Origin of the sequence: Streptomyces sp. NPDC056948 (assembly GCF_042674225.1) — a bacterium.
Taxonomy (GTDB): Bacteria; Actinomycetota; Actinomycetes; order Streptomycetales; family Streptomycetaceae; genus Streptomyces; species Streptomyces purpurascens.
This window is the reverse complement of the sequence record NZ_JBHUQX010000071.1, coordinates 1-21,986: the sequence shown is the minus strand read 5'-3', so window position 1 is coordinate 21,986 and position 21,986 is coordinate 1. Positions and strand designations below refer to the sequence as shown.

The following is a 21,986-nucleotide window of genomic DNA, read 5'->3' as shown; positions in this document are numbered from 1 at the left end:
AGGGCTTGCGGTCGGGCCCTGTGCTGCGTGGCACGGGGCTCTGGGGACCCGGTAGCGTGACCCGACGATTCACAAGGTCCCCCATAAGTAGGAGTCCCGGTGACGCAGAGTGGACAGGGCGAGGAGCCCTCGGCGCGCCAAGCGCGCGAAGGCATCGTGCTGCCCTCCGACGGTGGCGAACCCCTGCTGCCGGGGATGACGGGCGGACCCGGTGACACCCCGGCCGGCCACCGGCCCGGCCCGGCCCCGACCGGCCAGGCCCCGGCCTCCGCCCCCGCCGGGGGCCAGACCTGGGGCCAGCCGTGGGGTCCCGACCAGCAGACCCCGCCCCCGCCGCAGGACAACAGCTGGCAGTCCCCGCAGTCCCAGCAGTGGACCACCCCGGAGCCTCCGGCGTGGGAGGCGCAGCACCCCGCGCCGGGCGCGCTCCCCCAGGACACCCAGCCCCCGCACCCGAACCCGTACGCCGGCTACGGCCCTCCCGCCGACGCCTCCCAACTGCCCCCGGCCCCCGGCCCGTACGGCACTCCGGGCAGCCCGCTGCCGCAGGCGACGGACGGATACGGCTCTCCTGCCGCGGGCGGCCTGCCGCCGGGCTCCGACGCGTACGGCTCCGCCGCGGGCGGTTCGCTGCCGCCGGGCCCCGACGCGTACGGCCCCCCTGCCGGGGCAGGCCCGCTGCCGCCGGCCACGGACGGGTACGGGGCCACGGAGGGGTACGGGTCTCCTGCCGCGGGCGGCCTGCCGCCGGGCTCCGATGTGTACGGCTCCGCCGCCGCGGGCGGTTCGCTGCCGCCGGCGACAGCCGGATACGGCTCTCCCGCGCCGGGCGCGGATGCGTACGGGTCCGCTCCAGGGGCGTACGGCGCCCCTGCCGGTGGTGCCCCGCTGCCGCCGGCGACGGACGGGTACGGCGCTCCCGGGGGCGGCCTGCCGCAGGCCGCTGACGCGCACGGCCCCGCCGCCGGAGGTGCCCCCCTGCCCGCGCCCGCCGACGAGGGGGCGACCCAGTACCTGCCGCCCGTCGCCGCGCCCGCCGACGAGGGGGCGACGCAGTACATACCCCCGGTGGGCCCGGGTGCGCTGCCGCCCGAGACGCCCACCGGTCACGACCCCGAGGCGACCACGTTCCTGGGGACCGCACCCCGGGCCGGGGCCGGGCCGTTGCCGCCCGCCTCGCATCCGGATGCCGAGGCGACGCAGTACATCGCTCCGGTGCCCGGCGGGGACAAGCAGCCGCCCGCCGAGTTCGACAACCTCTTCCGCAGCGACCACGGCGCCGAGAGCCCGGCCGCGGCCACGCAGCAGATGCCCCGCTTCGAGCAGCCGCAGCCCCAGTCGCACGCCCCGCACGGCGCCCCCCAGCCCTCCTACGCCCCGCCCGGCCACTCCGGCGGCGGTCGTGGCGGCCGTGGCGGCCGCACCGGCTCGCGGGTGCCGGTCATCGCGGCCGTCGGCATCGGCATCGCCGTCCTCGGCGTCGGCGCCGGCGCGCTGCTCGCCGCTGGCGGAGGCGGTGACGACGACGGCGGCGACAACAACAAGACCGTGGCCGCCTCGGCGCCCGCGACGGACGACTCCGCCTCGCCCTCCGCCGACCCGGCCCGGGCCCAGGCGGTCGAGCTGGACAAGCTGCTCGCCGACAGCGGCGACAGCCGCACCACCGTGATCACCTCCGTCGCCGACGTCAAGCGCTGCGACAACCTGCCCCAGGCGGCCAAGAACCTGCGCGACGCGGCCAAGCAGCGCACCGAGCTGGTCACCCGGCTCTCCGGCATCACGGTCGACCAGCTTCCCGACCACGCCGCGCTGACCACCGCCCTCACCAAGGCGTGGCAGGCCTCGGCGTCGGCCGACAACCACTACGCGGCCTGGGCCGACCAGACAGCGGGCAAGAAGGGCTGCAAGAAGGGCCAGGCCCGTGGCACGGGCCAGACCCAGGCCGGCAACCGTGCCAGCGGCGTCGCGAGCGCCGAGAAGACCAAGGCGGCCGGGCTGTGGAACGCCATAGCGAAGACGTACGGCCTGACCGAGCGTCAGCCGACGCAGCTCTGACGTGATCTGATCCGGACGTGAACCGCTGAGCGGGGGCTCAGTAGTTCACGTCGGCGTCCTGCAGCGTCCTCGTCGTGTCGACGAAGCCCTTCCGCGCCGACACCAGCCGCCCTTCCCGCACCACCTGAAGGGTCACGTTCGCATTCACCAGGCGCGGGAAGCCGACGGCGGCGAGCTTGTCCTGGAACTGCCACCGCAGCGTCGGCGTGAGCCCGCCCGTGTCGATCCTGAGGCCGTTGTCGAGGGCCTCCGTCACCGTGTCGGCGCTCACCTCGCCGGCGCCGAGCGACTCGACGATCTTCTTGAGCACGGTGTAGGCGATCCACGTGGTCTGCACTCCGGCGTCCGCGGCGTCGATGCGGTTGTCGCCGAAGGCCTCCTCCTTGATCACCCGCTTCATCCCGTTCCAGCGGGCATCGCTCGCCACGGGGTACCAGCCGGTGATGTACGAGCCCTCGTACGGTCCCGAGGCCCCGCCGGTGGCGTCGATCACCGTCTGGTCGACGCTGCCGAGCACGGTGGCCGTCCGTACGTCGGGGTAGTCCTCGCGGGTCCGCCGGAAGGAGTCCATGAAGGTGCCGTTGCGGTCCCCGAGCGCGGGCACCACACACCCCTCGTCCCCGGGGGCGGCGGTCGTCGTCTCCAGCGCCCGCTCGGCCTGGCCGTCGTACTCGGTGGCGTCCTCCGCCGCGCGCTGGTCCCGGGCCGCCGTGTGCCCGCCCGCCTTCAGGCCGGAGTCGAGCAGCGGAGGCAGCTGGTCGCCCGCGATGGTGTCGGGCCGCACCAGGGCGACCGGCCCGCAGCCGGCGAGGGATCTGCCGAGACCGGCGAGCAGCGCGGGCTGGCCGCCGTTGACGGGGTAGGACAGGGGGCTGGTGAACTCGGCGTTGGTGATGCCGTAGCCGCCTATGTACGGGATGCCCGCGCCCTCGAGGGACGGGAAGAAGGAGTCGGCGTACTGGCTGTAGGATCCTACGACCGCGACGACGTTCTCCTTGGCCGCCCGCCGGGCGCACTTGGCGGCGGCCACGCTGTCGTTGTGGTCGTTGCAGGTCAGCACGTTGAGCTTCCGGCCGTTGATCCCGCCCTTGGCGTTGATCCAGCGGGCGTAGGCGTGGGCGAAGGCGGGCATGCCGGGCTTGTTGGTGGCCTTGGTGTCCTGCGGCGCCCAGGTCATGACGGTGATCGGATCGTCCCCGGCATCCCCCGTGGTGCCGGGGACGACCCCGCAGCCGGCGAGGAGCGACGCGCACGCGGCCGCCGAGCCCGCGCAGAGCACGCCTTTTCTGGCGTGACGGGTGAGGAGGCCGGGGAGGGATGTGCTGCGGTTGCGTCGCCTGCCGGTCATGCTCCCGCACGATTCCGTTACATGGCCAACCCGAGAGCGATCTGGGGTCAACGGTTGGTGACGTGCAGGTGAATTACGGGGGTCGGTGTGACCGATGTGGAGGGGAACGTACGATCGATGACCGTGCAAGCTTCGGAGAACTCTTCCCGTCGTGGCCGTCGCTCATCCACCATGGGCGGCATGCCTGCCAACGACATGCCGTGGTGGCGCTGGCGCAGCAACGTGCGCTCGGCGCTGCACATGCTCTCCGATCCCGGGTTCCAGCGGGACGTCTGGCTGGCCGGCGTGGACGGCTACGGCGACGTGACCGACGCGGTGTACCGGCTGGTCGAGGACACCTGGCTGGATCACTGGTCCGCCGAGAAGTACGTGGGCACGATCTTCCGTGACTCGCAGGAGGCGGCCCTCGTGGACACCGCCGTGCTGCGGGTGCTGCGGATCATGCACCAGGTCGGGCCGGACGCCCCGGTCGCCGCGTACCTCGAGAACCAGGCGTGGCCCGAGGCGATCCAGGCGGCCCGGGACGCGCATGTGCTCCTCGCCACGAGCGACGGCGACGAGCCGGACACGCCGCCGCGCAGCCTGGAGGTACTGCGGATCATGACCAGGTCCGCCTAGCGGGACGATTGCGGGCGGTGTGGTCGCCTGTGGGAACCTGTCCTGCATGAACGAGCAGTCCACCACCGCCGCGACCCCGCCCGACCAGTACGTCCTCACCCTTTCCTGCCCGGACAGGAAGGGCATCGTGCACGCCGTGTCGAGCTATCTGTTCATGACCGGCTGCAACATCGAGGACAGCCAGCAGTTCGGCGACCACGACACGGGACTGTTCTTCATGCGCGTCCACTTCTCGGCGGACGCCCCGGTGTCCGTGGAGAAGCTGCGGGCCAGCTTCGCGGCGATCGGTGACTCCTTCCAGATGGAATGGCAGATCAACCGGGGCGACCAGAAGATGCGCATCCTGCTCATGGTCAGCAAGTTCGGGCACTGCCTGAACGACCTGCTGTTCCGGGCGCGGACCGGTGCGCTGCCGGTGGAGATCGCCGGGGTGGTGTCGAACCACACGGACTTCGCCGAGCTGGTGGGCTCGTACGACATCCCCTTCCACCACATTCCGGTGACGAGGGACACGAAGTCCGAGGCGGAGGGGCGGCTGCTCGACATCGTGCGTGAGGAGGGTGTCGAGCTGGTCGTTCTCGCCCGGTACATGCAGGTGCTGTCGGACGATCTGTGCAAGGCGCTGTCCGGGCGGATCATCAATATCCACCACTCGTTCCTGCCGAGCTTCAAGGGTGCGAAGCCGTATCACCAGGCTCATGCGCGGGGTGTGAAGCTGATCGGGGCGACGGCGCACTATGTGACGGCCGATCTTGATGAGGGGCCGATCATCGAGCAGGAGGTCGAGCGGGTCGGGCATGACGTGACGCCGGAGGGGCTTGTTGCCATCGGGCGTGACGTGGAGTGTCAGGCGTTGGCCCGGGCGGTCAAGTGGCATGCCGAGCGGCGGATTCTGCCCAATGGGCGGCGGACGGTTATTTTCGCCTGAGGGTTTGGGTTGTCCCGTTTGGTGGCGGGTGCGGGTTGTTTGTGGCTTGTCGCGCCCACGCGGCGGAGCCGCATGTCGACACAGCCCCGCGCCCCTGAGGGCGTGCCCCGGCTGTGGGGTTCTACATCCTGCTCAGTGACGCGGCTGCGAAGAGGACGTCTCTGATCGCCTCTCTGTCTCCTACCTGGCCCGCTGCCGCCTCCTGTGGGGGGACGTGGCCTGCCGCGAGGCGGCAGAATTCGACGCCGTCCAGGGCTACGTGGGCCACCTCGTGTTCCGCGGAGCCCTTGGCCGCGGGGGAGTCGAGAGGGATCAGCCACTCGCCGCCGCCGAGGCCCTCGATCTCCAGGCGGAGGCTGCGGCCCGGTTCGCCCGCCGCCACGAGGTGGCGGTGGTGGGCGGGTGCCGCGAGACCGGCGCGGCGGCGGTGCGCCAGGGCCGTCGGCAGCATGCGGGCCGCCAGGTCGATCATGCGGTGCAGATGGCGCGGCGAGGGCGGGTCGTAGGGGTAGTCGACCGCGTCCGCGATGTCCTCCGCGTGCACCCAGCACTCGAAGGCCCGGTCGAGCATCGCGTCGTGCAGGGGCAGTGCGAAGTCGCCGTACGGCACGGCCATCCTGCCGGCGCCGCCGCCCGTGAAGGACACCGTGCGGACGAGGTTGTGGCTCTGTTCCCGCCAGGGCGCCCGCACGGCCCGGGTGGGCGGGAAGTGGGAGGCACGCCAGTACGCCTCGGTGCGGGCCGCCGGCGTCGGGTGCCGGGACGTGACGTCGCCCAGCGGGTCGTCCAGGCCCAGCGCGAGCGCGACAAGACCGTCGACGCTGAGCAGATGCGCGATGACCCCGGCGACGGTCGTACGGCGGCTCGTCGACTCGTCGGCCCGGAACCAGCGCAGCCGTACCGGCGCGTGCCACTCGGCGTCGCCGAAGTCCTGGAGCAGGGCGTCCAGGCGCGCCGTCTCGGCGTCGTACGCGGTGGCCCAGTCCGGCACCGGAATGCGCGGTGGGCGCCGCTCCAGGCAGGTCTCCAGGACCCGGGTGCGCAGAGACGGGTCCAGGTCGAGGCTCTCGGGCCGTTGCAGCAGCCCCACCGCCTCGCGCAGCCGCCGCGCCTCGTCGGCGCACTGCCCGCACTCGCCGAGGTGCTCCTCGACGGCCAGGGCCTCCTCGGCCGAGCAGGCGGCCAGCGCCCAGGCGCCGAGCAGGGCCTTCAGCACGGGGTGCTCCAGCACGGGCCGTACGGGAGGGAGTGCCGTGTCACCGAGGTCCTCCAGTGCGGGGAGCGGCAGCCCGCTGTCCTCGACGGAGGCCCGGGGCATCGGGATCCGCGGCGGCTTCCCCGGCTCCTGTCCGTCGTCGTATTCGGGCCCGTCCGGCTCGCCCGGGCCGGAGGGGATCTCCGACCCGCTCACACCGCACCCCCGTGTCCGGGCGGTGTGCCGGGTGGCTCGGTCTCATGGGCGGTGGACAGGAGCTGGAGGCCCAGGCGCAGCCGGCGGCGGGCCTCGTCCTCGGTGATGTCGAGGTCGGTGGCGGTCTGGCGGTAGTCGCGGCGCTGGAAGTAGGCCCGCTCGAGGGCCGAGCGCAGCGGGACCGGCATGGACTGGACGATGTAGTCGGCGCGGGCGGCGACCGACGCGCGGCGCACCCTGATCTCCAGCTCCTCCGCGGTGCCGGAGCCGTCGCGGGCGAGCGCGGCGGTCTCGGTGGCGCGCAGGCGCTGCACGGCCAGGCGGTGGGTCAGCGTGGCGACCCAGGTGCGCAGCGGGCCCTGTCTGGGGTCGTAGGCGTCCGGATGCTCCCAGACGTGGACGAAGACCTCGCGGGTGATGCCGTCGGCGGCGCGTTCGTCGCCGAGGACGCGGTGGGCGAGGCCGTGCACGAGGGAGGCGAACCGGTCGTAGAGCTCGCCGAGGGCGGCGGCCTCCCCGCGGGCGAGCCGCTGCTGCATCTTGCGGTCCCAGCGGGGCGGTACGTCCTTTTTCGCCATGCGGCCCCCTCACCCCCTGCTCGTGTCCCGCGCCCGTGCCCTGTCCAGCCTGTGCCTGATGTCTCCCCGAATGTAGTCGGCACGTCCGGTAGCGCACGCCCCTTTGTGGCAATGTGCGCCCCCTGACCGGCCGCAGGTGGTAGAGGCGTCTACCCCTCTGCCCTCTGATCAGACCTGACTGAAGGGGATCGAACAGGATCGAAGCCGACTAAAACAAGCCTCATTCGACGGGGATCCGTTTTTCGGGTTGTGTTTCAGGGAACGGCCGCTGGGCAGCCGCGCTGCAAGGAAGCGTAGGGACTGCTTCCGTTTTGGCGATCGAAGGGCGTGGTGGTGACCTTCAAAGTGACCGGCGGCGAGCAGGGCGAATGGGCCGTGCTCCAGGTGTCCGGCGAACTGGATCTGGTGACCTCGCCGGTGCTGCGTCAGCGTGTGCACGACGTAGTGGCCGAGGGGCACCACTGTCTTGTCCTCGACCTGTCCGATGTGTTCTTCTGCGATTCCAGCGGCGTCGGCGTGCTCATCGCCGCCCGCCGTCTGATCCGCTCCTGCCAGGGCCGGCTGCGGCTGGTGCTGCCCGCCCGGGGCGCGGCCGACGGGTCCCATGTCAACCGGGTCCTCGGTGCGCTGGGCGTTCGCAGGCTGTTCGACGTGTACGGCGATGTGGACGCGGCCCTGGGTGACGAGGGCGAACCCCTGTCCGCGTGAGGGGCCGATGACGCACGGTAGGGCGAGTGTTGCCGTTCTGACACGCTGTTGTCCCGGAATTCCCCCGGTCTTGGCGCAAGTGACGTTTTCCCGCGCCCGAACGGCCCCCTCCGTCGTACGCTCCGAGCGAGACGCACCCCACCTGACGTAAGGCGGCCTGAAAGAGACATGGTCAGCAGCGAGTACGAGCGCAGGATCGCCGCCCGGTTCGCCATCTTCGACCAGGACGGCAACGGCTACATCGACCGCGAGGACTTCTACGGGGCGGCCAAGGCGCTGCTCGCGGAGTTCGCCGTAGCGGCCCGGTCCGACAAGGGACAGGCGCTGTACGGCGGCGCGGAGGCGTTCTGGCAGGGCATGGCGGGTATAGCGGACCGCGACGGCGACCAGCGCATCACGCGCGGGGAGTTCGTCAACGGCGCGGTCAAGCGCCTGCGCGACAACCCGGACCGGTTCGCCGAGATCGCCCGCCCCTTCCTGCACGCGGCACTGGACGTCGCCGACACCGACGGTGACGGCGCGGCGACACTCGAGGAAGTGGCCCGCGTCCTCACGTGCCTCGGCGCCCCCGAGGACGTCGCCCGCACAGCCGCCGGCGCGCTCGACGCGGACGAGGACGGCAAGGTCGCCGAGCCGGAGGTCGTACCGGCCTTCGCCCGCTATTTCACGGTGCCTGAGTAGAGCTACTGGCCCGGGCGGAGCGACTGGTCCCGGTGACGGAGTCGGCCCGGGTGAGCGTCGCTCGCCCGGCCGCCTCGTCACCCACCCGAGTAGCGCTCGCGCAGCTTGTACTTCAGTACCTTGCGCAAGGTCTCGCCCCGCGGTAGCGCGTCCACCAGCTCCAGACGTTCCGGCAGCTTGTGCACGGACAGTCCCTCGGTGCGCAGGTGGGTGGTCATCGCCTCCAGCGTCAAGTCCTCCGCCCCCGGCGGCTGTTCCACCACCGCGCACACCAACTCCCCGCGAGCCGCGTCCGGCAGGCCGATCACCGCTACGTCCCCGACCGCCGGATGCCGGTGCAGGAGGTCCTCGATCTCCTGGGCCGAGATGTTCTCGCCCTTGCGGATGATCACGTCCTTGAGCCGGCCGGTGAGGACCAGGTGACCGGTCTCCGTCACGTGTCCGAGGTCGCCGGTGCGCAGGAAGCCGTCCGGGTCGAAGGCCTCCGCCGTCTGCCCGGGGTCCAGATACCCCTGGCACACGGCCTCCCCGCGCAACCGCACCTCCCCGTCCACGATCCGTATCTCCATCCCCTCCGGCGGCCTTCCCTCGGTCGTCGCCAGCAGCTCCGGGGTGTCGTCCGGCGCACCCATGGTGATCATCGGCACCTCGGTCATGCCGTAGCCGTGGGTGAGCTGCACGCCCATCTCACCGACCACGGAGTGATAGAGCTCCGGCGGCTTCGGCGCCCCGCCGCCCGCCAGGAGCCGTAGCGTCGGCACCACGGGGGTCCCCGGCCGCTTCCGCTGCTCCGTCAGGAACATCGAGTAGAACGCCGTGGAGCCGCCCGCCATGGTCACCCCGTGCCGGCGGTAGGACTCCAGCGCGTCCGGCAGCGCGAACTGCTCGAACAGCACCGCCGGGAAGCCGTACAGCAGCAGCATCACCGTGTAGTCGGGCCCGCCGATATGGGCGTACGGGAAGGCGATCGACCCCACGTCGTCCCCCGAGGGCCGCAGCGCGTGCGCGAGGCAGGAGCCGCCCGCGATCAGGGAACGGTCCGTGTGCAGCACGCCCTTGGGGTCGGAGGTCGTGCCGGACGTCCAGTAGATCCAGCGGACCGTGGTGCCGTCGGCGGGTGGGGGAGGCAGCACGGAGGGATCCCCGTCGGGCAGGTCGCCGTACGCCTCGAAGACGCCCTTCGCGCCCAGCCGCCGGGCCATCTCCGCGTGGTCGAACCCGCGCCACTCACCCGGCACCGCGAAGAACTCCGCCCTCGACTCACGCAGCGCGAAGCCCACCTCGCGGTCCCGGTAGAAGGGGATGACCGGGGTCTGCACGGCGCCGAGGCGGGCCAGCGCGTAGGACAGCAGGGCCGTCTCGATCCGGGTGGGCAACTGCCAGGCGACCACCGTGCCGGGGCGCACGCCCCTGCCGTACAGCCCGGCCGCGACCCGCTCGGCCCGCGTGCGCAGAGCACCGAAGGTGAGCCCGCGGTCGCCTTCCAGGAAGAGCGGCCGGTCCGGGGTGAGCGCGGCGCGGCGGGTGACCAGCTCCCACAGCGTGCGGGACGAACTCAGGGCGTGCGGGGTGTCGTTCACGGCTGCCCCCTCGACTCCTTGGCTGACGGGTCGTCAGGTGGGATGCTATCTGACGGTGTATCAGATAAGTACCGTCCGGCGGAGGGGACCCATGGCGACCGAACTGCCCCGCATCATCAGCGTCGACGACCACGTGATCGAGCCCGCCCACCTCTTCGAGACGTGGCTGCCGGCCAAGTACCGCGACCGCGGACCCAGGCCCCTGACCGCCGGCATCGGTGAACTCGCCTACGTCGGCGGCAAGTACCGGATCACGATGGACCCGGACGGCCCGCCCACCGACTGGTGGATCTACGAGGACCTGAAGTTCCCGTACAAGCGCAACATCGCCGCCGTCGGCTTCGACCGCGACGAGATGACCCTGGAGGGCATCACCAGGGAGGAGATGCGGCGCGGCTGCTGGGACCCGAAGGCCCGCCTGGAGGACATGGACCTCAACCATGTCGAGGCGTCCCTCTGCTTCCCGTCCTTCCCCCGCTTCTGCGGCCAGACCTTCGCCGAGGCGCACGACAAGGAGGTCGCCCTGGCCTGCGTGCGCGCCTACAACGACTGGATGGTCCAGGAGTGGTGCGGGGACAGCGGCGGGCGGCTCATCCCGCTCTGCCTGATCCCGCTGTGGGACGTCGACCTGGCGGTCGCGGAGATCCGGCGCAACGCCGAGCGCGGGGTGCGGGCGGTGACCTTCTCCGAGATCCCCACGCACCTCGGGCTGCCGTCCATCCACTCCGGCTACTGGGACCCGTTCTTCGCGGTCTGCCAGGAGACCGGGACGGTCGTCAACATGCACATCGGGTCCTCGTCCCAGATGCCCGCCGCCTCCCCGGACGCACCGCCCGCCGTCCAGGCCTCGCTCAGCTTCAACAACGCGATGGCCTCGATGATGGACTTCCTCTTCAGCGGGGTGCTGGTGAGGTTCCCGCGCCTCAAACTCGCCTACTCCGAAGGCCAGATGGGCTGGGTCCCCTACGCCCTGGAGCGCGCCGACGACGTCTGGGAGGAGCACCGCGCCTGGGGCGGCGTCCGGGACACCGTCCCCGAGCCGCCGTCCACGTACTACTACCGGCAGATCTTCTGCTGCTTCTTCCGCGACAAGCACGGCGTGGCCTCGCTCGACGTCGTCGGCCGCGACAACGCCACCTTCGAGACCGACTACCCGCACGTCGACTCGACCTTCCCGCACACCAAGGAAGTCGCCCTCGACCACGTCAAGGGCCTCGACCACGAGACGGTCTACAAGCTGATGCGCGGCAACGCGATCCGCATGCTCGACCTGGACCTCGACCGCTGATGGACCTGTCGCACACGCCCGAGGAGGAGGACTTCCGGGCCCGGCTGCGGGAGTGGCTCGCGCGGGCGCTCCCCGGCCTGCCGCCCAAGCCGTCGCCCGACGACTGGCCGGGGCGGCGGGCGTACGACCTCGGCTGGCAGCGCAGGCTCCACGACGCCGGATACGCCGACGTCCACTGGGACGCCTCCCCGACCACCCGGCTGATCTTCCTGGAGGAGACCGAGAAGGCCGGCGCGCCCTATGTGGGCGCCAACTTCGTGGGGCTGCTGCACGCCGGGCCGACCATCGCCGCCGAGGGCACGGACGAGCAGCGGGCGCGCTGGCTGCCGCCGATCCTGCGCGGCGAGGAGGTCTGGTGCCAGGGCTTCAGCGAACCGGAGGCCGGCTCCGACCTCGCGGCCCTGCGCACACGCGCGTGGCGCGACGGCGACCACTACGTGGTGACCGGCTCCAAGATCTGGACCTCCCACGCGGAAGTCGCCGACTGGTGCGAGCTGTTGGTCCGCACGGACCCCTCGGCGCCCAAGCACCGTGGGATCACCTGGCTCGCCATGCCCATGGACGCCCCCGGCATCACCGTACGGCCGCTGCGCACGCTGGCCGGGTCGGCCGAGTTCGCCGAGGTGTTCCTCGACGAGGTGCGCGTGCCGCTCTGGAACCGGGTCGGGGACGAGAACGACGGCTGGCGCGTGACGATGGTGACGCTGTCCTTCGAACGCGGCACGGCCTTCGCCGGCGAGGTCGTCGCCTGCCGCCGCGTCCTGGCCGAACTGGCCGTCGAGGCCCGCAAGAACGGCCGCTGGGACGACTCGGCGCTGCGGCGCCGGCTGGGCAGGCTCAACGCCGAGTTCCGGGCGCTGTGGCGGCTCACGCAGTGGAACGTGAGCGCGGCGGAGGCCTCGGGCGGGGTGCCCGGGGCCGGAGGCTCGGTCTTCAAGCTGCGGTACTCGCACGCCCGCCAGGAGCTCTACGACGCCGCCGCCGAGGTCCTGGGCCCCGACTGCCTCGACCTGGACCGGTCCTGGACCCTCGACCGTCTCTCGTCCCTCTCGTACACCATCGCGGCCGGTACCTCTCAGATCCAGCACGGCATCGTCGCCGAGCGGATCCTCGGCCTGCCGAAGGGACGGTGACCGTGCGTTTCCGGTTGACGGACGACCAGCGGGCGTTGCGCGACGGGGTACGGCAACTGCTGGCCCGGCGCTTCGACGCGGAGGCGCTGCGGGCCGCCGTGCGGGGCCCGGTGCGACTGGACCGGGTGCTGTGGCGGGCCCTGGGCGACGCCGGGTTCTTCGCGTTGCGGCTGCCGGAGGCGGACGGCGGGGTCGGACTGGGGCTCCCGGAGGCGGTGTTGGTGTTCGAGGAGGCGGGGCGGGCGCTGCTGCCCGGGCCGCTGGCCGCCACCCACCTCGCGGCCGGTGCCGTACCGGGCGCGGCCACGGGGGAGACCGTCGTGACGGCCGTCGACGGCGGCCTCGCGGAGTGGCTGGCGGAGGCCGACGTCGTACGCGGCGACACCGCGGGAGCCGTGCCGCTGCGCTCCCTCGACCCGCTGACGCCCCTGCACCGCGTGCCCGGCGGCGCGGCGGCCCCGGACCCCGTCGCCGTCCTCCTCACCGCCGCCGAGCAGCTCGGCACGGCGGTCCGCGTCTGCGAACTGGCGGCGCAACACGCCCGGGCCCGCGAACAGTTCGGACGGCCCATAGGTGCCTTCCAGGCGGTGGCGCACCTGTGCGCGGGGATGCTGGTCCGGGCGGAGACGGCCCGCGCCGCGGTGTACGCGGCCGCCGTCACCGCCGACCCGGCCGACATCGCCGCAGCCCGTCTGCTCGCCGACGACGCCGCCGTACGCGGCGCCCGCGACTGTCTCCAGGTGCACGGCGGCATGGGCTTCACCTGGGAGTCCGAGGTCCATCTGCAGCTGAAACGCGCATGGGTTCGAACCCAACGTGCGGGAGGAGTCACGGAGAGTGAGGAAATCCTCGCGGCCGATCTGGCGGCCGGAACGGCCTGACAGGCCCTCTGGCTGCGACATTGCCGACGATGCCCGGAGGGATGTCGCGGATTGTGGCATGCCGGAATTACGGAGAGTTGATACCGGGTCGTATCCGATGCGTGACTCGTAACAGCCCGGAGTCGGCTGTCCGCTCCGGTACCTTGTGTGAGATGCGAGTGGTCCTGAACACGCGCCGCGCCGCAGTCGCCCCCGGGGCGACTGCGGATCCGACGATGCGCGCCGCTGCTTGCCCGGCAGTGTGGCCTCGCGTCGCCGCCTGTTCGACTCCCCGCGGCGAGCGTCGCACAGTATCCCGCAGGGGTACTCCTTCGCGCTGGAATATGCCCGAAGCGCTTGTTGGGGTGACTGTACGTCAACCATGCTGTCCCACAAGGGATTCACGTTCCGTGATCCTTGTCCCGGCCGTTGTTCTGGCCATGCAGAAAATGGCTACGATCGTGGCCCTCGTGAGGCGCGAGCCTAAGTGTCCGCCGGTTCGGATGGTGTGAGCGGTGCAGGTGCTTCAAGTGCAGCTGGAGATCCGGCCCGACCCCGCAGAGGTGGGGCGTGCCCGGCGGTGGGCCCGCTCGCGCCTGGCCGGGTCCGGCATACAGGCCGACGAACCGCTCGCCGAGACGCTCATCCTGCTCGTCTCCGAGCTCGTCACCAACGCCGTGGTGCACACCGGCCGTCCCGCGGTCCTGCTGCTGTCACTGCCGCACGCGGTGACGGACGAGTCCACGGTCCGTCTCGAGGTCGCCGACCGCAGCGGCCGGGCCCCCGTGCCCCGGTGCGCTGACGACGACGCGACCGGCGGCCGGGGCCTCGCCCTCGTCGACGGCCTCGCCGACCGCTGGGGATGGAGCGTCGAGAGCACCGGCAAGCGCATCTGGTGCGAGCTGGACCGGTGCGCGAAGTCCGGTGAGGTCACGGCGTCGTGCGGAGGGGGCGCGGCGGCGTACGGCGGTGGGACGTCCTTCGAGGGGCTGGCGTACGAGGCGGTTTAGGGCTTACGAGGCGGGCCGGGGTCCGTCCCTTCGGCTTGCCCGTGCCTGCCCGTGCTTGCCGGTCCGTGCCCGCCGGGCACGTGGGATGCGAGGCGTGGTGGACGGCGGCACATGCCGCGGGGTCTTGCGGCGAGGCCGGGGCATGGGTGCACGGCGGGCCGGCCCGTTCTGTCTGGGCATGCGGCGATGCGCCGGGATGTGCTTCCGTGCGCGCCTATGGCACATACCGCATAAGCGACAAATCACCGAACCGGGTGTTGACGCGTCGTGACCGTTTGCTCACGCTGGTGGGCAGCGATTCGCCGTGAGGGGACGGCGAGGGCGTCGGTGACGGCAGCCCTCGGCGAGTGTGAGTCGTGATTCGGCGTCGGCTCCCTTCAGGGCCAGGGGAGCCGGGGCGGGAGCGCCGGAGTCGGGTGGCGGCGCGCGCTGCCGTGCTCGGGGCGAGCAGCGCGGCGCCGCCATCCTGCTTCAGCGGGCCCTGGGAGCCGGCGCCCTAGAGGACGGCGACCGGCGCCACCGGAGACCCGGTCGCCCCGGCGAACGGCTCGGGCGTCGCCGTCAGCAGGAAGGCGTAGCGGCCCGCTTCTCCACAGGCTGTGGACAACTTTTCGAGATTCCAGTTCTGGCCCTGCGGCATCCCCATCTCCACGAGGTCGAGGGCGTGCACCGGCAGCCACAGGTCCGCCACCTCGGGCGGGAACACCTCGAAGGTCAGGGTGTCGTTGGCGACGGCCGCGACATCGCGCGCGTGGAACCACTCCGGCGTCCGGATCGACAGCCCCGGTGACGGGTAGGCGTAGGCGTGCCGGTCCCCGGCCAGACAGGCCTGGATCTGCCCGGTCCGTACGAGCACGATGTCGCCGGCCCGTACGCGCGTACCGGCCAGTTCCTCGGCGGCGTCCAGGTCCTCGGGGGTGACGGCGTAACCGCCGTCGAGCCGGTCCGTGCCCCGGGCCCGGGCGACGTCGAGCAGGACCCCGCGCGAGACGAGGTGCCGGACCTTGTCGATGCCGCTGAACCCGGCGCCGCCGTGCGCCGTGATGGAGTCGGCCGGGCGGCCGTTGTAGATCCGGCCCGAGTGCGAGACATGGGGCAGCGCGTCCCAGTGGGTGGCCGCCTGCAGCCCCATGGTCACGGCGTCGTCGCTGCACGCGACCGTGCCCGGGCCGAACAGCTCCTGGTTGATCTGCACCATGACGTGCAGCGGGTCGATACGGCCCGGGATCATCCCCGTCTGTACGCCGTTCCGCTCGAGGGGCAGCGCGAGAGGGACGCGGCGGCCGCTGCGGACGGTGGCCGCGGCTTCCCGTACGACCTCGTCGGTGATCAGGTTCAGCGTGCCGAGTTCGTCGTCGGCCCCCCAACGGCCCCAGTTGTTCACGCGCTTGGCGATGTCGTGGAACGCGTCCGGCAGCGACATGAGTCCTCCCCGGGGCTTGTCTTCCCGTATCTGACGGGTCGTAGAATTCGGGAACCTGAAATCTAACGGTCCGTCAGAAACCGTGGGACGGGAAGGGGCCGGGCGTGGGGAACTTCTTGGCAGGGAAGGTCGTCGCCGTCACCGGCGCCGGGCGGGGCATCGGCCGGGCGGTCGCGCTCGCGGCGGCGTCCGAGGGGGCGAGGGTCGTCGTCAACGACTACGGCGTCGCGGTCGACGGCGCCTCGCCGACCAGTGCGATCGCCGAGGCCGTGGTCAAGGAGATCGAGGCGGCCGGCGGGGAGGCGGTGGCGGTCGCCGACGACATCTCCACCATGGCGGGCGGACAGCGGGTCGTCGACGTGGCGCTGTCGTCGTACGGGCGGCTCGACGGGGTGGTCTGCGTGGCCGGGATCCTGCGCGAGCGGATGCTGTTCAACATGACCGAGGAGGAGTGGGACCCGGTCGTCGCGACCCATCTGAAGGGCACGTTCACGGTGTTCCGGGCGGCCTCGGCGGTGATGCGGAAGCAGCGGGCCGGGACGTTGATCGGGTTCACGAGCGGGAACCACCAGGGGTCCGTGTCGCAGGCCAACTACAGCGCGGCGAAGGGCGGGATCATCTCGCTGGTGCGGAGCGCGGCGCTGGGGCTGCACAAGTACGGAGTGACCGCGAACGCGGTGGCGCCGGTCGCGCGGACCCGGATGTCGGCGGGTGTGCCGATGGAACTGGCGGAGATCGGGGAGCCGGAGGATGTCGCCGCGCTGGTGGTGTATCTGCTGTCCGACGCGGCGGCCCGGGAGGGGATCACCGGGCAGGTGTACACGGTCGCGGGGGCGAAGATCGCGGTGTGGGCGCAGCCGAGGGAGTTGCGTGCGGCGTACGCCTCCGGCGGTTGGACCGTGGAGGGGATCGCGGAGTTTTTGCCTGGGTCGGTGGGGGTGGATCCGATGCCCTTGTTGGAGCGGGTGCGGGAGATGGAGGGGGCTGCGCGGGAAGGGGAGCGGCCCAACGCGTGAGGGGGCGGGGGCGCGTGTGGTGTGGCGGCTGCGGGTGGGTTGTGGCTGGTCGCGCAGTTCCCCGCGCCCCTTGAGGAGGGCGTTACTCCACCGCAGATCGATACCGAGGCGGCGATTGTGGATTTTGGGTTCGCGCGTGATGACGAGGACTTTCGTACCGAGGTTCGTGAATGGCTCGCGGCGCACGCCACGGGCGCGAGCGGACGGCGCGCGTGGGAGCGCACGCTCGGGGCGGCCGGGTGGATCGGGCTCGGGTGGGGTGTGGACGGGTATGGGAATCGGAGGGCCGGTCTTACCCAACAGGTCGTCTGGGCCGAGGAGTACGCGCGGTCGGGGGCGCCTGCGCGCTCCGGGCACATCGGGGAGAACCTGCTCGCGCCCACGCTCATAGCCCACGGCACCGAGGAGCAGAAGGCCCGCTATCTGCCCCCGATCGCCGCCGGTGACGAACTCTGGTGCCAGGGCTACAGCGAACCCGGTGCCGGTTCGGACCTGGCCGGGGTCCGTACCACCGCCGTACGCGAGGAGGGTGGCCGTGGGTATCGCGTCACGGGGCAGAAGATCTGGACGTCGCTCGCGCACGAGGCCGACTGGTGTTTCGTGCTCGCCCGTACCGAGGCCGGGTCGCGGAGGCACCACGGGCTGACCTTTCTCCTCGTCCCCATGGACCAGCCGGGCCGTATCGAGGTCCGTCCCATCCGGCAACTGACCGGCACCAGCGACTTCAACGAGGTCTACTTCGACGGCGCACACGCGGAACAGGTCGTCGGGGGCGAGGGCGACGGCTGGCGCGTCGCCATGAGCCTGCTCGGATTCGAGCGGGGGGTGTCGACGCTGGCCCAGCAGATCGGGTTCGCCCAGGAGCTCAAGGACGTCGTGCGGGCGGCCGTCGAGTCGGGGGCGGCGCGGGATCCCGTCGTACGGGAACGGCTCGTACGGCAGTGGGCCGAACTGCGCACCATGCGCTGGAACGCCCTGCGCACGCTGGGCGGTTCGGGCGACGCGGGGGCGCCGAGTGTGGCGAAGCTGCTGTGGGCCGGCTGGCATCAGCGGCTGGGGGAGCTGGCGGTGCTGGTACGAGGGGCGGCGGCGAGCGTCGGTCCGGCGGACTGGTCGGCCTCCTCGCCCTATGAACTGGACGCGGCACAGCACCTGTTCCTGTTCTCCCGGGCCGACACCATCTACGGCGGCTCGGACCAGATCCAGCGCACGATCATCGCCGAGCGCGTGCTCGGCCTGCCCAGGGAGCCCAAGGGAGCCGTGTGATGCGAGGCGTGATCTTCGACGGGAAGCAGGTCCGGGTCGTGACGGACCTGGAGGTGCGCGAGCCCGGGCCGGGTGAGGTGCGGGTCGCGATCCGGGCGGCCGGGCTGTGCCACAGCGACCTGTCCGTGGTGGACGGGACCATACCCTTCCCGGTTCCTGTGGTGCTGGGCCATGAGGGGGCCGGGGTCGTGGAGGCGGTGGGTGTGGGCGTCACCCATGTGGCGCCCGGTGACCATGTCGCGCTGTCCACGCTGGCCAACTGCGGGACGTGCGCGGAGTGCGACCGGGGGCGGCCGACGATGTGCCGGGGGGCGATCGGGCGCCCTGGCCGGCCGTTCAGCCACGAAGGCCTGCCGGTGTATCAGTTCGCGGCGAACTCGGCCTTCGCGGAGCGCACGGTGGTGAAGGCCGTCCAGGCCGTCCGCATCCCCGAGGACATCCCCATGGCGTCGGCGGCGCTCATCGGGTGCGGGGTGCTGACCGGGGTGGGCGCGGTACTGAACCGGGCGCGGGTGGACCGGGGCGACCGTGTGCTGGTGATCGGGACGGGCGGTATCGGGCTGAACGTGTTGCAGGGGGCACGGCTCGCGGGCGCCCTGCGGATCGTGGCCGTCGACGCCAACCCGGCGAAGGAGGAGGTGGCGCGGCGTTTCGGGGCCACGGACTTCCTCACCTCGACCGAGGGCGTACGGAGCGTCCTGCCCACCGGCGCGGACCACGCCTTCGAGTGCGTCGGCCGTGTGGAGCTGATCCGCCAGGCGATCGACGCGCTGGACCGGCACGGCCAGGCGATCCTCCTGGGCGTGCCCCCGGCCACCGCCGAGGCGTCCTTCCGCGTCTCGTCGATGTACCTCGACAAGTCCATCCTGGGCTGCCGCTACGGCTCCTCCCGCCCTCAGCGGGACATCGCCCTGTACGCCGACCTGCACCGCGAGGGCCGGCTGCTGCTCGACGAACTCGTCACCCGGACCTATCCGGTCGAGGAGTTCGAGAAGGCGGCGGCGGACGCGGAGGCGGGGCGGGTGGCGCGGGGGGTGCTCACGTTCTGAGGGTCTTCGTGCCCTGCGGGACTTCCTTTGCGCCCTGAGGGACTTCAGGTGTCTTGCCTTCCCCGGCCCGGAAGGTCCGCCGGTAGGCGGTGGGTGTGACGCCGAGTGCCGTCTGGAGGTGCTGGCGCATCGACTGGGCCGTGCCGAAGCCGGCGTCGTGGGCCACCTGGTCGACGGAGCGGCCGGTGGACTCCAGCAGATGCCGGGCCCGTTCCACACGCTGCTGGGTGAGCCACTGGCCCGGGCTGACGCCGGTCTCCTCGCGGAAGCGGCGGGTGAAGGTGCGGACCGACATGGACTCCTGGGCGGCCATGTCGCGCAGTTGGATCGGCTCGTGGAGGCGGCCCAGGGCCCAGGCGCGGGCGGCGGTGGTGGACGCCTGCTGCGGATCGGGCACAGGCCGCTCGATGTACTGCGCCTGCCCGCCGTCGCGGTGGGGCGGTACGACCGTACGGCGGGCCACTTCGTTGGCGACGGCGGCGCCGTGGTCGCGGCGCACCATGTGCAGGCACAGGTCGAGGCCGGCCGCGACGCCCGCGGAGGTCAGCACGTCGCCGTCGTCGATGAACAGCACGTCCGGGTCGACCTCGACCTGCGGGAAGAGCCGCTGGAGGCGTGCGGAGTCGGCCCAGTGGGTGGTGGCGGGGCGGCCGTCGAGCAGGCCGGCGGCGGCGAGGACGTACACGCCGGTGCAGATGGACGCCAGCCGGGTGCCGGGCCGGAGGTGGGCGAGGGCGGCGGCGAGTTCAACGGTCAGCACGCCTTCCTCGTAGACCGGGCCGAGTTCGTACGACGCCGGGACGATGACCGTGTCGGCGGTGGCCAGGGCCTCCGGGCCGTGGGCGACGTGGATGTCGAAGTCGGCGTCCGTCACGACCGGGCCGGGCGGGCGGATCGAGCAGGTCACGACCTCGTACAGGTGCCGGCCCCGGGCGTCCTTGGGGCGGCCGAAGATGCGGTGCGGGATGCCCAGTTCGAAGGGGAGCAGGCCGTCGAGGGCGAGGACGACGACGCGGTGGGGGCGGAATCCCGGGTGTGCTGCGCTCGCTGCCATGGCCCGATCCTAACGAATGCTGTCCTTCGGGCCACTCGATGCGTCCCGGGCGCGCACCGGAAGCTCTTTGACGTGACACAGACAGCCGACGCCGCAGCACCCGTCCACCAGCCCGAGCAGAAGCCGACCCGCAGGCGTGTGCACCGCGCCTGGTTCGTCGCCGCTGTCGCCTTTGTGACGATCATCGGCGCCGCGGCCTTCCGTTCCGTACCGGGTCTGCTCATCGACCCGCTGCACGACGAGTTCGACTGGTCGCGCGGCACGATCGGTGCCGCGGTCTCCGTCAATCTCGCGCTGTACGGTCTGACGGCCCCGTTCGCGGCGGCCCTGATGGACCGCTTCGGCATCCGCAGGGTGGTCGCGGTCGCCCTGACGGTCATCGCGCTCGGTTCGGGACTGACGGTGTGGATGACGGCGGCCTGGCAGCTCATGCTGTGCTGGGGCCTGCTGGTCGGCCTCGGCTCCGGCTCCATGGCGCTGGCGTTCGCGGCGACCGTCACCAACCGCTGGTTCACCGAGCGGCGCGGCCTGGTCAGCGGCATCCTCACCGCCGCGTCGGCCTCGGGCCAGCTGATCTTCCTGCCGCTGCTGTCCTGGATCATCGACCGGTACGAGTGGCGTCCGGCGGCCGTGACGGTCGCGCTCGCGGCGCTCGCGGTCGTGCCCTTCGTCTGGCTCCTTCTCCACGACCACCCCGCCGACGTGGGCCAGAAGCCGTACGGCGCGACCGAGTTCGTGCCCAAGCCGGCACCGGTGGCCGGCGCCGCGCGCCGCGCCGTGACCGTCCTGCTCTCGGCTGCCCGCACGGGCCCGTTCTGGCTGCTCGCCGGCACCTTCGCGATCTGCGGTGCCTCCACCAACGGCCTCATCCAGACCCACTTCCTGCCCGCCTCTCACGACCACGGCATGCCCATCACCGCCGCGGCCTCGCTGCTCGCGGTCATCGGCATCTTCGACGTCGTCGGCACGATCGCCTCCGGCTGGTTCACGGACCGCTTCGACGCGCGCCGGCTGCTCGCGGTGTACTACGCGCTGCGGGGGGTGTCGCTGCTGTTCCTCCCGCTGCTGCTGGCGCCCACGGTCCACCCGCCGATGATCTTCTTCATCGTCTTCTACGGCCTCGACTGGGTCGCCACCGTCCCGCCCACCCTCGCCCTGTGCCGCGAGCAGTACGGCGAGGACAGCGCGATCGTCTTCGGCTGGGTCCTCGCCTCCCACCAGGTGGGCGCCGCCCTGGTCGCCTTCCTCGGCGGAGTCGCCCGCGACACGTTCGGCTCGTACGACGTGGTCTGGTACGCGTCGGGGGCGCTGTGCGCGGTGGCGGCGCTGATGGCGCTGGTGATCCGGCGACGGGCGGAGGGCGTGCCGGCGACGGTCTGAGACGGGCGGTGACGGCTCATCCACGAGAGCCCGAAAAAAATCGGCCGGCGATGCGGCCGGCGATGTCGAGAACCCGTGTCCGGCTCCGTCCCCGGTGTGAACGCGACCACAATGGGTCGCACGAGCACCGAGGAGAACCATCATGGCCAAGTACCTGCTGCTGAAGCACTACCGTGGCGCCCCGGCTCCGGTCAACAACGTCCCGATGGACCAGTGGAGCCCCGAGGAGATCTCGGCACACATGCAGTACATGAACGACTTCGCGGCCCGCCTGGAGAAGACCGGCGAGTTCGTCGACGGTCAGGCGCTCGCCCCCGAGGGAGCGTGGGTCCGCTACGACGGTGAGGGGCGCCCGCCGGTCACCGACGGACCGTTCGCCGAGACCAAGGACCTCATCGCCGGCTGGATGATCATCGACGTCGACAGCTACGAGCGCGCCGTCGAGCTGGCCGGGGAGCTGTCCGCGGCCCCCGGGGCGGGCGGCAAGCCGATCCACGAGTGGCTGGAGGTCCGCCCGTTCTACGGCGTGCAGACCACCATCACGGAGTGACGCCGCCGATGGACGAGGCCCTGCTCAGGAGCCTCACGCCGAGCGTGCTC

At 72.0% G+C, this 21,986-nt stretch carries 20 protein-coding genes; 14 read left to right on the top strand and 6 right to left on the bottom strand.

Annotated elements, in window-relative coordinates:
* Positions 1-99: 99 nt before the first annotated feature.
* Positions 100-2,055 (top strand): hypothetical protein, encoded by a 1,956-nt coding sequence (locus ACFTZL_RS12105; protein ID WP_382580701.1) that lies wholly within the window; start codon positions 100-102, stop codon positions 2,053-2,055.
* A 37-nt stretch (positions 2,056-2,092) separates the two neighbouring features.
* On the opposite strand, the gene ACFTZL_RS12100 is transcribed toward ACFTZL_RS12105, so the two are convergent.
* On the bottom strand, positions 2,093-3,403 hold the full coding sequence (locus ACFTZL_RS12100; protein WP_382580699.1) for an ABC transporter substrate-binding protein: 1,311 nt from the start codon (positions 3,401-3,403) through the stop codon (positions 2,093-2,095).
* 117 nt (positions 3,404-3,520) lie between these two features.
* Between ACFTZL_RS12100 and ACFTZL_RS12095 the strand changes: the two genes are divergently transcribed.
* Positions 3,521-4,021 carry a hypothetical protein gene (locus tag ACFTZL_RS12095; RefSeq protein ID WP_382580697.1) on the top strand — a complete coding sequence of 167 codons (501 nt, stop codon included), beginning with the start codon at positions 3,521-3,523 and terminating at the stop codon, positions 4,019-4,021.
* A 46-nt stretch (positions 4,022-4,067) separates the two neighbouring features.
* The gene (gene purU, locus ACFTZL_RS12090) at positions 4,068-4,949 is read left to right on the top strand and encodes a formyltetrahydrofolate deformylase (protein WP_382580696.1); all 882 of its coding nucleotides are present in this window, start codon (positions 4,068-4,070) and stop codon (positions 4,947-4,949) included.
* Positions 4,950-5,070: 121 nt separating this feature from the next.
* On the opposite strand, the gene ACFTZL_RS12085 is transcribed toward purU, so the two are convergent.
* Both ACFTZL_RS12085 and ACFTZL_RS12080 read right to left on the bottom strand, forming a co-directional pair.
* The gene (locus tag ACFTZL_RS12085; RefSeq protein ID WP_382580712.1) at positions 5,071-6,345 is read right to left on the bottom strand and encodes a maleylpyruvate isomerase N-terminal domain-containing protein; all 1,275 of its coding nucleotides are present in this window, start codon (positions 6,343-6,345) and stop codon (positions 5,071-5,073) included.
* 11 nt (positions 6,346-6,356) lie between these two features.
* On the bottom strand, positions 6,357-6,938 hold the full coding sequence (locus ACFTZL_RS12080) for a sigma-70 family RNA polymerase sigma factor (RefSeq protein WP_382580695.1): 582 nt from the start codon (positions 6,936-6,938) through the stop codon (positions 6,357-6,359).
* A gap of 327 nt (positions 6,939-7,265) precedes the next feature.
* On the opposite strand from ACFTZL_RS12080, the gene ACFTZL_RS12075 reads away from it, so the two are divergent.
* Complete coding sequence (locus ACFTZL_RS12075) at positions 7,266-7,646, top strand: STAS domain-containing protein (RefSeq protein WP_189727000.1); 381 nt, start codon at positions 7,266-7,268, stop codon at positions 7,644-7,646.
* A 168-nt stretch (positions 7,647-7,814) separates the two neighbouring features.
* Positions 7,815-8,327, top strand: a complete 513-nt coding sequence (locus ACFTZL_RS12070) for an EF-hand domain-containing protein (RefSeq protein WP_382580693.1) — start codon at positions 7,815-7,817, stop codon at positions 8,325-8,327.
* A 77-nt stretch (positions 8,328-8,404) separates the two neighbouring features.
* Here ACFTZL_RS12070 and ACFTZL_RS12065 read toward each other — a convergent pair whose 3' ends face one another.
* Positions 8,405-9,907, bottom strand: a complete 1,503-nt coding sequence (locus tag ACFTZL_RS12065) for a class I adenylate-forming enzyme family protein (RefSeq protein WP_382580691.1) — start codon at positions 9,905-9,907, stop codon at positions 8,405-8,407.
* A gap of 91 nt (positions 9,908-9,998) precedes the next feature.
* On the opposite strand from ACFTZL_RS12065, the gene ACFTZL_RS12060 reads away from it, so the two are divergent.
* The 4 genes from ACFTZL_RS12060 (at position 9,999) to ACFTZL_RS12045 (ending at position 14,198) form a co-directional block, all read left to right on the top strand.
* On the top strand, positions 9,999-11,195 hold the full coding sequence (locus ACFTZL_RS12060; protein ID WP_382580689.1) for an amidohydrolase family protein: 1,197 nt from the start codon (positions 9,999-10,001) through the stop codon (positions 11,193-11,195).
* Entirely contained in the window at positions 11,195-12,328 is a 1,134-nt protein-coding gene (locus ACFTZL_RS12055; protein WP_382580687.1) for an acyl-CoA dehydrogenase, read from the top strand. The genes ACFTZL_RS12060 and ACFTZL_RS12055 overlap by 1 nt, the downstream gene beginning before the upstream one ends.
* 2 nt (positions 12,329-12,330) lie before the next feature.
* Complete coding sequence (locus tag ACFTZL_RS12050) at positions 12,331-13,209, top strand: acyl-CoA dehydrogenase family protein (RefSeq protein WP_382580686.1); 879 nt, start codon at positions 12,331-12,333, stop codon at positions 13,207-13,209.
* Positions 13,210-13,718: 509 nt separating this feature from the next.
* On the top strand, positions 13,719-14,198 hold the full coding sequence (locus tag ACFTZL_RS12045) for an ATP-binding protein (protein ID WP_382580684.1): 480 nt from the start codon (positions 13,719-13,721) through the stop codon (positions 14,196-14,198).
* Between the two features lie 496 nt (positions 14,199-14,694).
* On the opposite strand, the gene ACFTZL_RS12040 is transcribed toward ACFTZL_RS12045, so the two are convergent.
* Positions 14,695-15,621, bottom strand: a complete 927-nt coding sequence (locus tag ACFTZL_RS12040; RefSeq protein ID WP_382580682.1) for a cyclase family protein — start codon at positions 15,619-15,621, stop codon at positions 14,695-14,697.
* A 104-nt stretch (positions 15,622-15,725) separates the two neighbouring features.
* Between ACFTZL_RS12040 and ACFTZL_RS12035 the strand changes: the two genes are divergently transcribed.
* The 3 genes from ACFTZL_RS12035 (at position 15,726) to ACFTZL_RS12025 (ending at position 18,952) form a co-directional block, all read left to right on the top strand.
* On the top strand, positions 15,726-16,637 hold the full coding sequence (locus ACFTZL_RS12035) for an SDR family NAD(P)-dependent oxidoreductase (protein ID WP_382580680.1): 912 nt from the start codon (positions 15,726-15,728) through the stop codon (positions 16,635-16,637).
* A gap of 117 nt (positions 16,638-16,754) precedes the next feature.
* The gene (locus ACFTZL_RS12030) at positions 16,755-17,903 is read left to right on the top strand and encodes an acyl-CoA dehydrogenase family protein (RefSeq protein WP_382580710.1); all 1,149 of its coding nucleotides are present in this window, start codon (positions 16,755-16,757) and stop codon (positions 17,901-17,903) included.
* Entirely contained in the window at positions 17,903-18,952 is a 1,050-nt protein-coding gene (locus tag ACFTZL_RS12025) for an alcohol dehydrogenase catalytic domain-containing protein (protein ID WP_382580678.1), read from the top strand. The genes ACFTZL_RS12030 and ACFTZL_RS12025 overlap by 1 nt, the downstream gene beginning before the upstream one ends.
* Here the strand turns inward: ACFTZL_RS12025 and ACFTZL_RS12020 are convergent.
* Positions 18,942-20,006, bottom strand: a complete 1,065-nt coding sequence (locus tag ACFTZL_RS12020) for a GlxA family transcriptional regulator (protein WP_382580676.1) — start codon at positions 20,004-20,006, stop codon at positions 18,942-18,944. The two genes, ACFTZL_RS12025 and ACFTZL_RS12020, sit on opposite strands and share 11 nt — an antisense overlap.
* A 72-nt stretch (positions 20,007-20,078) precedes the next feature.
* Between ACFTZL_RS12020 and ACFTZL_RS12015 the strand changes: the two genes are divergently transcribed.
* Both ACFTZL_RS12015 and ACFTZL_RS12010 read left to right on the top strand, forming a co-directional pair.
* A complete protein-coding gene (locus tag ACFTZL_RS12015; protein ID WP_382580674.1) occupies positions 20,079-21,386 on the top strand; it encodes an MFS transporter in 1,308 nt (435 codons plus the stop codon).
* A 142-nt stretch (positions 21,387-21,528) separates the two neighbouring features.
* Complete coding sequence (locus tag ACFTZL_RS12010) at positions 21,529-21,936, top strand: YciI family protein (protein ID WP_382580672.1); 408 nt, start codon at positions 21,529-21,531, stop codon at positions 21,934-21,936.
* Positions 21,937-21,986: the final 50 nt, after the last annotated feature.